This window comes from Micromonospora sp. NBC_01739, from assembly GCF_035920385.1.
Classification (GTDB): domain Bacteria; phylum Actinomycetota; class Actinomycetes; order Mycobacteriales; family Micromonosporaceae; genus Micromonospora.
The window spans coordinates 2,956,285-2,969,756 of sequence record NZ_CP109151.1; the positions used below are offsets into that span (position 1 = coordinate 2,956,285).

Annotated in this window: 15 protein-coding genes; 10 read left to right on the forward strand and 5 right to left on the reverse strand. The window is 71.5% G+C overall.

Features of this window, described 5'->3' with window-relative positions:
• Nucleotides 1-25: 25 nt before the first annotated feature.
• From OIE53_RS13025 to OIE53_RS13040, 4 genes are all read left to right on the forward strand, one after another.
• The gene (locus OIE53_RS13025) at nt 26-487 is read left to right on the forward strand and encodes an SRPBCC family protein (RefSeq protein ID WP_013732637.1); all 462 of its coding nucleotides are present in this window, start codon (nt 26-28) and stop codon (nt 485-487) included.
• Between the two features lie 106 nt (nt 488-593).
• Entirely contained in the window at nt 594-851 is a 258-nt protein-coding gene (locus OIE53_RS13030) for a hypothetical protein (RefSeq protein ID WP_327026863.1), read from the forward strand.
• Nucleotides 852-965: 114 nt separating this feature from the next.
• Nucleotides 966-1,181 (forward strand): hypothetical protein, encoded by a 216-nt coding sequence (locus OIE53_RS13035; RefSeq protein WP_327026864.1) that lies wholly within the window; start codon nt 966-968, stop codon nt 1,179-1,181.
• Between the two features lie 259 nt (nt 1,182-1,440).
• Nucleotides 1,441-1,815: a DUF6401 family natural product biosynthesis protein gene (locus tag OIE53_RS13040; protein WP_327026865.1), complete on the forward strand. Its 375-nt coding sequence runs from the start codon at nt 1,441-1,443 to the stop codon at nt 1,813-1,815.
• A gap of 52 nt (nt 1,816-1,867) precedes the next feature.
• Here the strand turns inward: OIE53_RS13040 and OIE53_RS13045 are convergent, their stop codons facing one another.
• On the reverse strand, nt 1,868-2,710 hold the full coding sequence (locus tag OIE53_RS13045) for a mechanosensitive ion channel family protein (RefSeq protein ID WP_327026866.1): 843 nt from the start codon (nt 2,708-2,710) through the stop codon (nt 1,868-1,870).
• Nucleotides 2,711-2,899: 189 nt separating this feature from the next.
• Here OIE53_RS13045 and OIE53_RS13050 point away from each other — a divergent pair, with 189 nt between their 5' ends.
• The gene (locus tag OIE53_RS13050; RefSeq protein ID WP_327026867.1) at nt 2,900-5,020 is read left to right on the forward strand and encodes an ATP-binding SpoIIE family protein phosphatase; all 2,121 of its coding nucleotides are present in this window, start codon (nt 2,900-2,902) and stop codon (nt 5,018-5,020) included.
• Nucleotides 5,021-5,034: 14 nt separating this feature from the next.
• On the opposite strand, the gene OIE53_RS13055 is transcribed toward OIE53_RS13050, so the two are convergent.
• A complete protein-coding gene (locus OIE53_RS13055; protein ID WP_327026868.1) occupies nt 5,035-5,994 on the reverse strand; it encodes an NAD(P)/FAD-dependent oxidoreductase in 960 nt (319 codons plus the stop codon).
• 183 nt (nt 5,995-6,177) lie between these two features.
• On the opposite strand from OIE53_RS13055, the gene OIE53_RS13060 reads away from it, so the two are divergent.
• From OIE53_RS13060 to OIE53_RS13075, 4 genes are all read left to right on the forward strand, one after another.
• Nucleotides 6,178-7,554: a glycoside hydrolase family 6 protein gene (locus OIE53_RS13060; RefSeq protein WP_327026869.1), complete on the forward strand. Its 1,377-nt coding sequence runs from the start codon at nt 6,178-6,180 to the stop codon at nt 7,552-7,554.
• A 137-nt stretch (nt 7,555-7,691) separates the two neighbouring features.
• The gene (locus tag OIE53_RS13065; RefSeq protein ID WP_327026870.1) at nt 7,692-8,279 is read left to right on the forward strand and encodes a general stress protein; all 588 of its coding nucleotides are present in this window, start codon (nt 7,692-7,694) and stop codon (nt 8,277-8,279) included.
• A gap of 247 nt (nt 8,280-8,526) precedes the next feature.
• On the forward strand, nt 8,527-9,003 hold the full coding sequence (locus OIE53_RS13070; RefSeq protein WP_327026871.1) for a MarR family winged helix-turn-helix transcriptional regulator: 477 nt from the start codon (nt 8,527-8,529) through the stop codon (nt 9,001-9,003).
• Nucleotides 9,004-9,014: 11 nt separating this feature from the next.
• Complete coding sequence (locus OIE53_RS13075) at nt 9,015-10,004, forward strand: pirin family protein (RefSeq protein WP_327026872.1); 990 nt, start codon at nt 9,015-9,017, stop codon at nt 10,002-10,004.
• Between the two features lie 55 nt (nt 10,005-10,059).
• Here the strand turns inward: OIE53_RS13075 and OIE53_RS13080 are convergent, their stop codons facing one another.
• Nucleotides 10,060-10,188, reverse strand: coding sequence for a hypothetical protein (locus OIE53_RS13080; protein WP_327026873.1), 129 nt, complete (start codon nt 10,186-10,188; stop codon nt 10,060-10,062).
• Nucleotides 10,189-10,500: 312 nt separating this feature from the next.
• On the opposite strand from OIE53_RS13080, the gene OIE53_RS13085 reads away from it, so the two are divergent.
• Nucleotides 10,501-11,322 carry a SigB/SigF/SigG family RNA polymerase sigma factor gene (locus OIE53_RS13085; RefSeq protein WP_327026874.1) on the forward strand — a complete coding sequence of 274 codons (822 nt, stop codon included), beginning with the start codon at nt 10,501-10,503 and terminating at the stop codon, nt 11,320-11,322.
• Nucleotides 11,323-11,377: 55 nt separating this feature from the next.
• On the opposite strand, the gene OIE53_RS13090 is transcribed toward OIE53_RS13085, so the two are convergent.
• Nucleotides 11,378-11,971 (reverse strand): GNAT family N-acetyltransferase, encoded by a 594-nt coding sequence (locus tag OIE53_RS13090; protein ID WP_327026875.1) that lies wholly within the window; start codon nt 11,969-11,971, stop codon nt 11,378-11,380.
• Complete coding sequence (locus tag OIE53_RS13095; RefSeq protein WP_327026876.1) at nt 11,968-13,464, reverse strand: APC family permease; 1,497 nt, start codon at nt 13,462-13,464, stop codon at nt 11,968-11,970. The genes OIE53_RS13090 and OIE53_RS13095 overlap by 4 nt, the downstream gene beginning before the upstream one ends.
• Between the last annotated feature and the right edge of the window lie 8 nt (nt 13,465-13,472).

Sequence of the window (13,472 nt, forward strand, 5' to 3'; positions counted from 1 at the left end):
CTCGCCGGCGCAGGGAGGGATGCTGATGAGTGGCGTTACCGAACATGTCGATGTGGCCGTCCCGGTGCGGACGGCGTACGACCAGTGGACTCAGTTCGAGGAGTTCCCCCACTTCATGGAGGGCGTGGAGTCCGTACGGCAGCTGTCCGACACGATGACCCACTGGACGGTCGAGATCGCCGGGGTCAAGCGGGAGTTCGACGCCGAGATCACCGAGCAGCTGCCCGACGAGCGGGTGGCCTGGCGCTCCACCGGCGGCACCCAGCACGCCGGGGTGGTGACCTTCCACCGGCTGGACGAGCACAGCAGCCGGGTCAGCCTGCAACTGGAGTTCGACCCGCACGGGGTGATCGAGCAGGCCGGGGACAAGCTCGGCGTGGTCGACCGGCGGGCCAAGGGTGACCTGCAACGGTTCAAGCAGTTCATCGAGCGGCGCGGGCAGGAGACCGGCGCCTGGCGCGGAAAGGTCGACCGACCTCAGCCCTGAGCATGATCTGGTCGAGGGGCCGCCGGTGACAACCGGCGGCCCTCGCCCCTGTCTGCCCATGGTCGCCGTCCGTTTGCCGGGACCGGGCCGGGGTACGGCTGAGGGCATGACGGACGACAGGACCTGGCGCGAAGAGGAACGGCTCTCCCTGGAGGAACTGGACCGGGCCGTGGCCCGTAACACCCTGGACGGGCAGGCCGAGGACATGACCGCCAACGACGCCGGTGCGGAGGCCGAATTCGGGCACGGGGCCGAGCCGGCCGACCGGGGCCGGAAGGTGCCCGGCAGCAACCTGGAACCGACCGACCCGGAGCGCGGCTACCGCCCCTCCACCACCGGCCGTACCGGACCCGACACGATGTGATCGTTCTCCCGCGATGCGGAAAGTGCCGGCCGGACGGTCGGAAAATCGGACAGCTCGGCCAGAATCGGCCGTTCGGCTGACGGCAAGGGCCGCATCGCGCGCAAGACTTTCGGAATGCATCAGGGCTCCGGCTTCCTCACCACGCGTCAGCGTCGCCTGGCGTGGCTCGGCTTCCTCCTCGCTGCCGTGCAGGCACCCGTCTCCGCCCGGCTGGTCGCGGACAGCTCCTGGCTGTTCAGCCTCTGTGTCGCGCTGATGGTGGCCACCGTGATCATCGCCGACGACGCCGCAAGGCGGCGTCCCTCCGCGGACGGCCCCTCGCCGGACTGACCCACCGGGGCACCGCCGCCCGGTCCGAATCGCCCCCTTCTCACCGATTCCCGGCCGCTGTGCGTTTGCTCACCCGGCCGCCGGGCGGTGCGGTCGGTTCGGGGCATTCTGCTCCGGTCGTCCCCTTCCTGATGTCCCCTCCTGCCCGGTCCGCACCGAGTTGCACCGTGTGACCGAAGGGGTGACTCCGGCCGTGGAGGGGCCGACCGGCCGAGCGGACGAGGACGCTCCCGGTCCGGGTTGGATAGATTTCTTTTCCATGCAGGTGCCCCCGAACCAGGTTCCCGCCGCCACCGCCGTCGACTCGACGCGCACCACCCTGGTGGGACTCGTCAACGCCGTAGGCCTCGACGGACTGGCCGCGGCACACCAGCTGCCGGGACTGCTCGCGGCCGTCGACCAGCACGCCGCCGCGGTACGCGACAGCCTGCACGGCGATCAGCGTCCGCTGACGGCCCCGGCCCTGGCCGGGTACGCCGAGGGGATCGAGGCCGCCGCGACCGAACACGGCTGGCAGCCGCCCACCGACCCGGTCGACTGGTCGGAGGCCGACTGGGTGCTGGTGCGGCTGCTCGCCGTCTGCGCCCTGACGGCCGCCCTGGACACCCCGGCCGCGCAGCCCTCGCCGCTGTGACGGCAACGGGTGCCCGCCGAGAGCGGACACCCGTTGTGCGCTGCTGCCGTGCTCAGGTACGAAACTGCTGGGTCTCGTCGCCGGCGGAGCCGGACTGGTGGGTCCCCCGGCCACCGGCCATCGCCTGACTGCGCTCGGCGCCGGCCCGGTCGGCCATCTGCCGCTGCATGTCGCTGCGGCCGGCTGCCGCGCCCTGCCGCTGCTCGCGGACGGCCCGCGACTCCTCGGAGATGCGGTGCAGCCAGTCCTCCCAGCGGTTCTGCATCGGCTTCACGAGACCACCGCCCACGCCGACGATCAGGATGCCGGCCACGGTGGCGAGTACCGCGATCAGCACCGGAGTGGTGACCGTGGTGGCGATGCCCACCTGGTTCAGCGCCGCGATCACACCCAGGGCGATGACGAAGAACGCCGCCAGGTCCGCCAGCACCTTGCCGTAGGACAGGCCGCCCAGCGCACCGCTGACGATGTCCCGTACGGCGTTGGCGATGGCGAAGGCGATCACCACGATGACGATCGCGACGAACGCTCGTGGCAGCCAGGACACCACCCCTGAGATCAGGTTGCTGATCGCGTTGGGCCCCCAGACCCCGAACGCGAACTGCAAGGTGAACAGCAGCACGGCGTAGTACGCCAGCTTCGCCAGGATGTCGCTGGCGTCGTACTTCGTTCGTTCCAGTGCCCGTTTGACGCCACCCCGCTCGACCGCCCGGTCGAACCCCACCCGTTCCAGGGCCGCGTCAACGATCTTGAGTACGGCTCTGGCGATGAGCCATCCGACCACCAGGATCGCGATGAACGCGATGGCCCTCGGTACGAACAGCAGCACCGACCTCCACATGTCGGCCACGGCGGTGCCGATATCGACCTGCCTGGCCGCGAAGGTTTCCGGCATGATGTCCCTCCTGTCGCATGGTCTGCCCGACGCGCTTACCCCTTCCCTCGGGCCACACGCCGCGCCGTTGCCCTCCTTTTTCCCGACAGGTCACCAGAGAGGGGCTCTTACCTGGCCTTATGCCCCGGCTGCGGCGCACCGGGACGGATGATCGAAACACTGTTCGGCCGTCCGGACTAGGCTGCTGTCATGCCAGGAAAGGTCGGGCGAGTCCCCACGCCAGCAGGCCCCGTGTCGAGCGCGCGGCTGCCTGGCGTCACCGGCCTGGTCGGTCGCCATCAGTGGAGCGCCAGCAGGCTCGGCCCCCCGGAGTTCTGGGACACCGCGGTACGCGCCGCCGCCGAGATCGTGCTCGCCTCCCCCGCCCCGATGGCGCTGCACCTGGGCGACGAGTTCTTCCTGGTCTACAACGACGCGTACGCCGCACTGATCGGCGACAAACACCCCCAGGCCCTGGGGCAGCCCGCGCCGCAGGTCTTCGCGGAGGTGTGGCCGATGCCGGGCATCGGTGACGTCGTGGAACACACCTACCGCACCGGTCAACCGTTCCTGGAACGGGAGACCACCATGCCGCTGCGCCCGGCCCCCGGCCAGCTCGACCAGGCCGAGTACGTGCGGGCCTGCTCCCCGGTCCGGGACAGCCGGGGCCGCATCGTCGGGGTGCTGTCCGTGATCGCCGAGACCAACCCGGCCATCCGGCAGCTGCAGGGGATCAGCGATCTGGCCGCCGCCCTGTCGGCCACCCTCACCCTGGACGACGTGGCCCGGGTAGCCCTGCGCTACGCGATCACCTCCTTCGACGCCGACCGGGTCGCCTTCGCGGTGGACGACGCCGGTGGGTGGCGGATGGCCCGGCGGGTGCGGGGGGAACTGGTGGATGAGGCCGACGAACGGCTCCCCCCGCTGTGGCGGCGGGGTCCGGCGGACTGGCCGGCCCCGGGGGCGGTCAGCGCCCGCACCGGGCGGGCCAACTACATCACCGACGGCGAGCCGCTGCGGGAGGTAGCCGCCGACCGGCACGACCAGAAGATCCGGGCCCTGGCGGCCGTACCCCTGCGGGCCGTCGGGGTACGGGGTGCCCTCACGGTCGGCTACCGGTCCGCGCACGCCTGGTCGGCCCAGGAGCGGGCCTTGCTGGAGGCCTCGGCCGAGCTGGTCGGCCAGGCCACCGAACGGGCCCGCCGCTTCGAGACCCAGCACGGCACCGCCCAACTGTTGCAGCGCAGCATGCTGCCGGAGAACCTGCCCAGCCTGCCCCGGCTGCGGATCGCGGCGCGCTACGACCCGGGGGTGGACGGCAACGCCGCCGGTGGGGACTTCTACGACGCCTTCCTGCTGCCCACCGGTGACCTGGGGGTGGTGCTCGGCGACGTCGCCGGACACGACGTGCAGGCCGCCGCCCGGATGGGCCAGGTACGCGCCGCCCTGCGGGCCCTGGCCCTCAACGACCCCCGCCCGGACCAGGTGCTCGTCGGGCTGGACCGACTGGTCAGCAGCCTGGGGGCGGAGGCCGGCACCCACGAGCTGTTCGTCACGGTGGCCTTCGGGGTCATCGATGTCACCGGTGAACTGCTCACCCTGGCCAGCGCGGGTCACCCCGCGCCGCTGATCCGGCGCTGCTCCGCCGACGGGGAGCCCAGAGCCGAGTACGTGCCGGTGCCGGTCGGCGCCCCGCTGGGGGTCGGCTACCGGCCGGCCACCTGCACGGTCGCCTTCCCGCCCGGGGACACCCTGCTGCTGTTCAGCGACGGGGTGGTGGAACGACGGCGACACGGGCTCTCGCACGGCCTGGCGCGACTGGCCGAGTCGGTGGCCGCGGCGCACAGCGGGGACCCCCGCGCGTTGTGTGCCACCGCCACCGCCTCGGTACCCGGCGCCACCGAGGACGACGTGGCCGTGCTCGCGGTCGAGTACGCCCTGCGGCCGAGCCGGTCGGCCCGGATGGAGGTGCCGGCCGAGCCGACCGCCCCCAGCCGGGTACGGCACTGGCTGACCGCCCAGCTCACCGAATGGCAGGTGGCCGAGTCGGTGATCGGGGCGGCGGTGCTGTGCACCAGTGAGCTGACCACGAACGCCCTGCTGCACGCCGGCACGGCGGCCCGGGTGGAGATCGACCTGAGCCCGGAACGGCTGCTCGTGTCGGTGGCCGACTCCGGTTCACGCGGCACGGTGACCCGGGCCCGGACGGACACCCTGAGCAGCCGGGGCCGGGGACTGGGCCTGATCGAGGAGTTGAGCGACGCCTGGGGCACCGATCCCACCGTGCGGGGCTCGACGGTCTGGTTCGAGATCCTCACCCCGCCGCAGTAGCCCGGTCGCAGGGCTCAGGCCCGGCGTTGCGCCAGGGCCCGCCCCAGGTCCCGGCCGGAGCGCCAGGCGGTCTGCACCCGGGGTTGGGCACCGAAGGCGTCGCCGGCCAGCCCGATGCCCGCCTCGTCCAGGTGGAAGGTGGCGGGATCACCGGCCATGGGCTGGGCGTAGCGCCACCGGTGCAGGTGCACCGCCACGGCCGGGTCGGGCAGACCCAGCAGGTCGCGTACGGCCGCCTCGACCGCCGGGGCGGCTGCGGTGGGCTGGGCCAGGTGGCCTTCGGCGAACTGCCCGGTGGTGTGCGCGACGAGCACGGGGGCCTGGTCGCCCCGGCGGTCCCCGTCGTCGCAGACCAGCCGCAGCACCGGGTGGTCGTTGACGAAGGCCCCCCGGAAGTCCGGCCAGCGTCGGGCCGGGAACCGCAGCACCGCCGCCAGGGCGGGTGACCAGCGCTGGGCGGCGAGCGCCTCGGTGGCGGCGGTCAGGGCGGGGTCCAGCAGCAGCGCGGCCTGGGGCCCGGGCATCGCCAGCACGACCGCCTGGCAGCTGCGGCCGTCCACGACGGGGCCCGGGGCGACGTCGAGCACCAGGCGGTTCACCCGCACGGGCAGGTCCCGGGCCAGGTGTTCGACCAGCGAGCGCAGCCCACCGGGGGCGGCCCACCGCAGGGGACCGCTGACCGTACGCCTGCCCTGCTCGCCGTAGGCGAGGAAGGTGTCGGTCCACTCCCGGGCCAGCCCGACCCCCTGCCACCGGGCCACCACCTCGGCGAAGTCCGGATCGCTGACCGTGAAGTAGGCCGCCCCGAGGTCGGCCGGGCGTCCGTCGAAGCGTTTGCTGGCCATCCGGCCGCCGACCACCCGGGCCCGTTCGTGGATCTCCACCGGCACCCCGGCCCGGTGCAGTTCCTGGGCACAGGCCACTCCGGCGATGCCGGCACCGACCACCACGACGCCGGTCCGATCGGTAGTCATCCGGTGATCCTACGTACCGGTCGGACCCGAATCCGTTCGTCCGGGGGCTGACCAGGCCGAGAGATACACCTAAAGCTGTCGATGCTTCCGGAAGGTCTTCACAATTTCGCAACGGGCCCGTACCTTGGCGGACATGTGGGAGCGCTTCCACGCAACTTGCTCGATATATCCGAGGAGCAGACCATGAGAACCCGACGCACGTCCGCCGTGGTCGGCGCGGTGACGGCACTCACCGTCGCCGCCACCGTCGGCGTGGGCGCGCTGCTGGCAGCACCCGCCGCAGCGGCCGACTCCGCCTTCTACGTGGACCCGCAGACCAGCGCCGCCCGCTGGGTGGCGGCCAACCCGGGTGACTCCCGGGCCGCCGTGATCCGGGACCGGATCGCCAACGTGCCGCAGCCCCGCTGGTACACCACCACCAACACCTCGACCGTGCAGGGCGAGGTCAGCCAGTTCGTCGGCGCCGCCGCCGCAGCGGGCAAGATCCCGATCCTGGTGGTCTACAACATCCCCAACCGCGACTGCAGCAACCACAGCGGTGGCGGGGCCCCCAACCACAGCGCCTACCGCCAATGGGTGGACCAGGTGGCGGCCGGCCTGCAGGGCCGACCGGCCACCATCATCCTGGAGCCGGACGTGCTCCCCATCATGACCAGCTGCATGGACGGCAACCAGCAGGCCGAGGTCCGGGCCTCGATGGCGTACGCCGGCAAGGCCCTCAAGCGTGCCTCCTCGGCGGCGAAGGTCTACTACGACATCGGCCACGGCGGCTGGCTCTCTGCCGGCGAGGCCGCCAACCGGCTGCTCGCCGCGGACATCGCCAACAGCGCCGACGGCATCTCGGTGAACGTGTCGAACTACCGGAGCACCGCCGGTGAGGTCTCCTACGCCAAGTCGATCATCGCGGCGACCGGGATCTCCCGCCTGAAGGCGGTCATCGACACCAGCCGTAACGGCAACGGTCCCGCCGGCTCGGAGTGGTGCGACCCGCCGGGGCGGGCCATCGGCACGCCGAGCACCACCAACACCGGCGACTCGGCGATCGACGCCTTCCTCTGGGTCAAGCTGCCCGGTGAGGCCGACGGCTGCATCGCCGCCGCCGGTCAGTTCGTGCCGCAGCGGGCGTACGACCTGGCCATCGCGGCCGGGCCGCTGCCCACCACGCCGGCCCCCACCACCCCCGGCCCGACCACTCCCCCGCCGCCCCCCACCACTCCTCCGCCGCCGCCGACCACCCCGCCGCCGGCCGGTGGGTGCACGGTGACCTTCACCCCGAACACCTGGACCGGTGGCTTCACCGCCGAGATCCGGGTGACCAACCGCGGCAGCGCGGTGAACGGCTGGACCCTGTCCTTCAACCCCGGCTCCGGGGTACGGCTGAGCAACGGCTGGAACGGCACCTGGAGCCAGTCCGGCGACCGCATCTCGGTGCGGAACGCCGACTGGAACGGCAGCCTGCCCAGCGGGGGCACCCTCAGCACCGGCTTCCAGGGCACCTACAGCGGTAGCAGCCTGCCGGCGCCGAGTGGTTTCACCCTCAACGGCACCAACTGCACCTGATCACCCCCCTCCGGACAGGCCCCCCGCCACCGCCTTCGGGCACCGGCGGGGGGCCTTCCTCCTCTCCTCATCCCCGGCGCCGGCGCGTTACCGCTGCCCTCGGACGGGAACGCCTGGTACGACGAAGGAGGAGACCCATGACCACACAGTCGAATCCCCCGGCCTGGCAGCCGGGCGTGACCGGCGGCGGCACCCTCCCGTCGGGCCCGGGTGGCCGGACCGCGGCACCCAGCGGCGACGGGCAGAGTCCGCAGTTCGGTCCACCGACCGTGACGATCGGGGCCTACCCGGACTATCCCTCCGCCCAACGGGTGGTGGACCACCTGGCCGACAACCGGTTCCCGGTGGAACGCAGCGCGATCGTGGGCACCGATCTGACCCTGGTGGAGACCGTTCTGGGCCGGATGACGACAGCTCGTGCCGGACTGATCGGCGCCGGCACCGGTGCCTGGTTCGGTCTGTTCATCGGCCTGCTGTTCGGCATCTTCACCGTCGGCAACTGGATCGCGGTAATCCTGGCCGGCCTGGTCATCGGGGCCCTCTGGGGCGCGGTGTTCGGGGCGGTGGCACACGCCATGACCGGCGGCAAGCGGGACTTCACCTCGGCCAGTTCGCTGCGCGCCAACCAGTACGCCGTGATCGTCGACGCGGACGTGGCCGAACAGGCCCGTCAGGTGCTGGGTCGACTGCACCTGGGCGGGCGGACCCCGCAGACCGCGGGCTGAGCACCCGATCGACGGACGCCGACGACGTCCGGCCGCCCTCGACCATGACGGTCGGGGGCGGATCGCATCTCAGTCGGTGGCCAGTCGGGCGTGCAGATGCTCGTCGTGGCGTCGGCCGTGCGGCCGCTGGAAATCCGATCCGGTCATTCAATCCTTCAATACCTGACCTCGCCTGCCCGTTGGTCAGTCTTCCAGCCAGCAGTCCAGTGAGTTTGTTCAAATTTGAATTTTGAGCTATCGTGGGGCCATGACCGAGAGCCTGAGCGCCGACCGGCTAGCTGCTTGGCGGGCGTACATCGAGGCCAGCCAGCGGTTACTCACCCGGCTGGAGGAGGAGTTGCGCGCCACCAGCGAGCTGAGCCTCGCCGACTACCACGTGCTCGTGCTGCTCAGCGAGGTCCCCGGGCACCGGCTGCGGATGGGCGAGCTGGCCGGCCGACTGGTCTTCTCCCCCAGCCGGCTGACCTACCAGATCTCCTCGATGCAGCGGCGCGGCCTGGTGGTGCGGCAGCCCTGTCCGCAGGACGGCCGGGGCAGCGAGGCGGTGCTCACCGCCGCCGGCCTGCTGGCCCTGCGCGAGGCCGCACCGCAGCACCTGCACTCCGTACGTACCCACCTGATGGACGACCTCGACGACGCCGAGATCGCCTGCCTGACCAGGATCTTCACCCGACTCGGCCAGCGGCTACAGGCAACCGCCAGCCCCGCCCACAGCGACAGTTGAAGGAGCCTTCGATGCCCGCGATCACGGTCGACAACGTCCTCGTCCTGCCCCGCCTGCCCCGGCTGGACGAGTCCACCACCACCATCCGCCCGGTCCGTCGGCTGACCACCGCGCCCAGCGGCTTCGAGGGCGAGGGCTTCCCGGTGCGCCGGGCCTTCGCCGGGGTACCGGTCAGCGAGCTGGACCCCTTCCTGCACCTGGACCAGATGGGCGAGGTGGAGTACGCCCCGGGCGAGCCGAAGGGCACCAGTTGGCACCCGCACCGGGGCTTCGAGACCGTCACCTACATCATCGACGGGGTCTTCGAGCACCAGGACACCCACGGCGGGGGCGGCACGATCACCAACGGCGACACCCAGTGGATGACCGCCGGCAGTGGTCTGCTGCACATCGAGGCCCCGCCGGAGCACCTGGTCGTCAGCGGCGGGCTGTTCCACGGCACCCAGCTCTGGGTCAACCTGCCCAAGGTGGCGAAGATGAGCCCGCCGAAGTACCAGGACATCCGGGGCAACCAGGCCGCCCTGCTCACCACCCCGGACGGCGGTGCGCTGATCCGGGTGATCGCCGGTGAGATCGCCGGGCACCGGGGACCGGGCTCGACGTACACCCCGATCACGGTCACCCACGTGACCGTCGAGCCGGGGGCGCAGGTCGATCTGCCCTGGCGGCCGGACTTCAACGCCCTGGTGTACGTGCTGGGCGGGCGTGGCACGGTCGGTGCCAACGGCCGTGGGGTCCGGACCGGGCAGCTGGCGGTGCACGGCCCGGGTGACGCCCTGCGGATCAAGGCCAACGCCCGGCAGGACAGCCGGACTCCCACCCTGGATCTGTACATCATGGGTGGTCAGCCGATCCGGGAGCCGGTGGCCCAGTACGGCCCGTTCGTGATGAACAGCCGGGACGAGCTGATCCAGGCTTTCGAGGACTACCAGGCCGGACGGCTCGGGGTCATTCCGGCGAAGCGGCTGGCGCACACCGAGGGCCAGGGTTCCCGGCCCTGAGTCAGGCAGGACGACGAGTTGGGGGCGCCCGATGCGACCGGGGCGCCCCCGCTGGTCAGGAAACGGCGAAGATGCCGGCCAAGCCGAGCACCACCATCACCAGTACGGCCAACAGCGCTCCCCGCTCCCCTTCCACCGCCTGCTCGCGGTGCTCGGTCACAGCGCTGGTCGTCTCGCCGGGCATGGTGCGGCCTCCTCGAGTTTGGGGTGCGTGCCGATCCGGCCCTTGAGTAACCCGTCTGGGCCGCCGGAAACCCGGTGGCCGCACCCGACCGCGACCCGCCCGGCGACCGGATGCGGAGAGCAGTAAGCCCGGTCGATGCCCGTTACCCATGACCAATTTGAACCGATTTCACGGTTTAAATCACTTAAACACATCGTCCGTTCGGCTAGATTTCTGTTGGCCTATCAGGCTATGGTGACTCCCGAACGTACCAACAGTGCCCAACCGAAGCGTCACGTCTTTATCCGCGGACGAGGTGCAGGGAGGACCACCATGACCGCGCCAACGATTAGCGAGGCGGCTACCGCGCCGACGACCGCGGCCAAGCTCGACCCGCGAGCGCTCACCGACAGCGCCACCGACCTGCTCAACGCGATGGCCGCGCTGCCCGCCGGACACCCGTCCCGCGCCGCGCTGCGCGACCGGGCCATCGAGGCATGGCTGCCGCTGGCCAACCACCTGGCCCACCGCTACAGCGGGCGGGGCGAGCCGACCGACGACCTGGCCCAGACCGCGGCCGTCGGCCTCATCAAGGCCATCGACAAGTTCGACCCCTCCCGGGGTGTCGACTTCGCCGGCTACGCCATCCCCACCATCATCGGCGAGCTCAAGCGCCACTTCCGCGACCGCACCTGGGACATCCGGGTGCCCCGACGGTTGCAGGAACTGCGCCTGGCCATCTCGGACGCCAACAGCTCGCTGCTGCAGACCCTCGGCCGCTCGCCGACCGTGGCCGACATCGCCGCCCACCTCAAGCTCACCGAGGAAGAGGTCCTGGAGGGCCTGGAGGGCGCCCGCGCGTACAACGCCGTCTCCCTGTCCACCCCCACCGGCGACGGCGACCGGGCCACCGAGCTCGGTGACATGCTCGGCGGTGAGGACAGCGAGTTCGAGCTGGCCGAGCTGCGGGTGGCGCTGGGGCCGGCCCTGGCCACCCTGGACGAGCGTGAGCAGAAGATCCTGACTCTGCGCTTCTACGGGAACCTGACCCAGTCGCAGATCGCCGAGCAGATCGGGGTGTCACAGATGCATGTGTCCCGGCTGCTGGCCCGGGCGCTGACGAAGCTGCGGGGGCAACTCGACGGAACGTACTAGGAGGGGGTGGCGACGGTGGCCGGGCCGGCGGGCCCGGCCACCGTCGTGTCCGCGCTCAGTCGGTACGCGGCTCGCGCCACATCGGCCAGAACGGGGTGCCGTCCGGCAGCCGGAACGGCTCGGACTCCTGGTAGCCGTGCCGGGCGTACAGGACCCGGTTGCTCTCGCTGCTGGCCTCCAGGTAGGCCGGTATCCCGTTGGCGTCCAGCCAGGCGTGGTGGTGCCGCAGCAGGGCGCTGCCCACCCCGGTGCCCTGCCGATCCGGCCGCACGGCCAGCAACGCCAGGTGGTGGTGATCGGCGTGCGGATGGTGGGTGGCGAACAGCTCGTCCAGGTGGGCAAAGCGGGGGGTCCACTCGCCACAGGCGGCGGCCAGCCGGGCGTCGTAGTCCTCCGGTTCGGGCAGCGGGTCGCCGACCGAGGGCAGCCAGACCGCCACCCCGGCCCGGTCGGTGGTGCCGAAGACCAGCCCGTGCCGCAGGGCGTGGGAGACCACGATCTCGAACTGGCCGGCCAGCACCGCCTCCCGCTTGGCCTCCTCCGGCACCAGCCACCGGGTGGCGTCCAGCACCAGGAAGGCCTCCGCGATCCGTTCGGCCACCCACCGGGCGTCGGCCGGTTCCAGCCGTACGATGCTCACCTCGGTCATCGCCCCACCTCCGTGGTGGGCAGCACCGCGGCGGTGCTCTCCGCACCCAGACCGATCCGGGCGTAGGTGTCCGGGCGGCTGTTGCGCAGCACCAGCCCCCAGAGCACACCGAGTGCGGCGGCCACCGGGTATGCCGCCGGGAAGAGCCAGCGCAGCGGCGAGTCGGGCTCCAGCCCGAGCATGTCGGCGAAGTTCTGCACGGCCAGCACGATGATGGAGATCAACGCGATCCCGGCGATGGCGGGAGCGATCAGCCGGCGCCACAGGGTCTCCTGCTCCCCGCTGCGCGCGAAGTAGGCGATGATCGCGACGGCGGTCGTGGCGATCAGCAGCAGCACCCCGAAGCCGCCGGTGATGCCCAGCCAGAAGAACAGTTGGAGCACCGGGTCCCAGCCGTTGATCGCGTACAGCAGGATGACCGCCAGGCCCAGGGTGCTCTGCGCCAGCGAGGCGGCCCGAGGGGCCCCGGTGACCGGGGAGGTACGGCCGAAGATCGCCGGCAACACCCGCTCCCGGCCCAGCGCGAAGGCGTACCGGGCGGTCGTGTTGTGGAACGAGATCATCGCGGCCAGCACCGAGGTCAGGAAGAGTGCCTGCCCGATGGTGAGCACGGTGTCACCCAGGTGCGCTCCCGCCAGGTTGAAGATCAGGTCGATGCTCTGGGCGTTGGCCTCCTCGACGATGCGGTCCGGTCCCACGGCGACCGTCATGCTCCACGAGGACAGGGCGTAGACCACACCGATGATCGCCACGGACAGGTAGGTGGCCATCGGCACGGTGCGCTTGGGGTCCTTGCTCTCCTCGCTGAACACCACCGAGGCCTCGAAGCCGACGAAGCCGAGGATCGCCAGCACCAGCACGGCACCGACCCCGGGCACGAAGAAGTTGTCCGGGGAGAAGGCCGCGAAGCTGACCCCGCCGGAGGCCGGGTTGCTCAACTGGCCCAGGTCGAACAGCAGGATGATGGCGATCTCGGCGCAGAGCAGGGCGGCCAGCACCATGCCGTTGATGTCCACCCGCAGCAGGCCCAGCAGCCCCACCATGGCCCAGGCCACCAGTGCCACCACCCACCACTGGGGGGCGATGCCGAACAGCCGGTCCAGCACCGGGGTGGCCGCCGCGCCGATGGTGCCGTAGAGCCCCACCTGAAGCGCGTTGTAGGCCAGCAGCGCCACCCAGGCCGTACCCACCCCGGCGGGGCGACCCAGGCCCCGCGCGACGTAGGCGTAGAAGGCCCCGGCGTTGGCCATCCGACGGGCCATCGCCACGTACCCGGCGGAGAAGATCGCCAGCACGGCGGCGACCGCCAGGAAGGCCAGCGGGATACCGAGCACCCCGATGACCCCGTAGCCGGTGGTGACCACCCCGGCCACCACGGTCAGCGGCGCTGCCGCGGAGAGCACGAAGAAGACCACGGAGGGTACGCCGAGCCGGCCCCGGGCCAGCGCCTCGGAGACGTTGCTTGGTCGCTGTGGTGTCAGTGTGGAGGACATGGATGACT

Excerpts from the sequence above, each read along its gene's own strand:
- OIE53_RS13070 (WP_327026871.1), top strand. The coding sequence starts at position 8,527 with ATGACCGAGAGCCTGAGCGCCGACCGGCTAGCTGCTTGGCGGGCGTAC.
- OIE53_RS13065 (WP_327026870.1), top strand. The coding sequence starts at position 7,692 with ATGACCACACAGTCGAATCCCCCGGCCTGGCAGCCGGGCGTGACCGGC.
- OIE53_RS13055 (WP_327026868.1), bottom strand. The coding sequence starts at position 5,994 with ATGACTACCGATCGGACCGGCGTCGTGGTGGTCGGTGCCGGCATCGCC.
- OIE53_RS13080 (WP_327026873.1), bottom strand. The coding sequence starts at position 10,188 with ATGCCCGGCGAGACGACCAGCGCTGTGACCGAGCACCGCGAGCAGGCG.
- OIE53_RS13095 (WP_327026876.1), bottom strand. The coding sequence starts at position 13,464 with ATGTCCTCCACACTGACACCACAGCGACCAAGCAACGTCTCCGAGGCG.
- OIE53_RS13050 (WP_327026867.1), top strand. The coding sequence starts at position 2,900 with ATGCCAGGAAAGGTCGGGCGAGTCCCCACGCCAGCAGGCCCCGTGTCG.
- OIE53_RS13040 (WP_327026865.1), top strand. The coding sequence starts at position 1,441 with ATGCAGGTGCCCCCGAACCAGGTTCCCGCCGCCACCGCCGTCGACTCG.
- OIE53_RS13045 (WP_327026866.1), bottom strand. The coding sequence starts at position 2,710 with ATGCCGGAAACCTTCGCGGCCAGGCAGGTCGATATCGGCACCGCCGTG.
- OIE53_RS13075 (WP_327026872.1), top strand. The coding sequence starts at position 9,015 with ATGCCCGCGATCACGGTCGACAACGTCCTCGTCCTGCCCCGCCTGCCC.
- OIE53_RS13025 (WP_013732637.1), top strand. The coding sequence starts at position 26 with ATGAGTGGCGTTACCGAACATGTCGATGTGGCCGTCCCGGTGCGGACG.
- OIE53_RS13035 (WP_327026864.1), top strand. The coding sequence starts at position 966 with ATGCATCAGGGCTCCGGCTTCCTCACCACGCGTCAGCGTCGCCTGGCG.
- OIE53_RS13085 (WP_327026874.1), top strand. The coding sequence starts at position 10,501 with ATGACCGCGCCAACGATTAGCGAGGCGGCTACCGCGCCGACGACCGCG.
- OIE53_RS13060 (WP_327026869.1), top strand. The coding sequence starts at position 6,178 with ATGAGAACCCGACGCACGTCCGCCGTGGTCGGCGCGGTGACGGCACTC.
- OIE53_RS13090 (WP_327026875.1), bottom strand. The coding sequence starts at position 11,971 with ATGACCGAGGTGAGCATCGTACGGCTGGAACCGGCCGACGCCCGGTGG.
- OIE53_RS13030 (WP_327026863.1), top strand. The coding sequence starts at position 594 with ATGACGGACGACAGGACCTGGCGCGAAGAGGAACGGCTCTCCCTGGAG.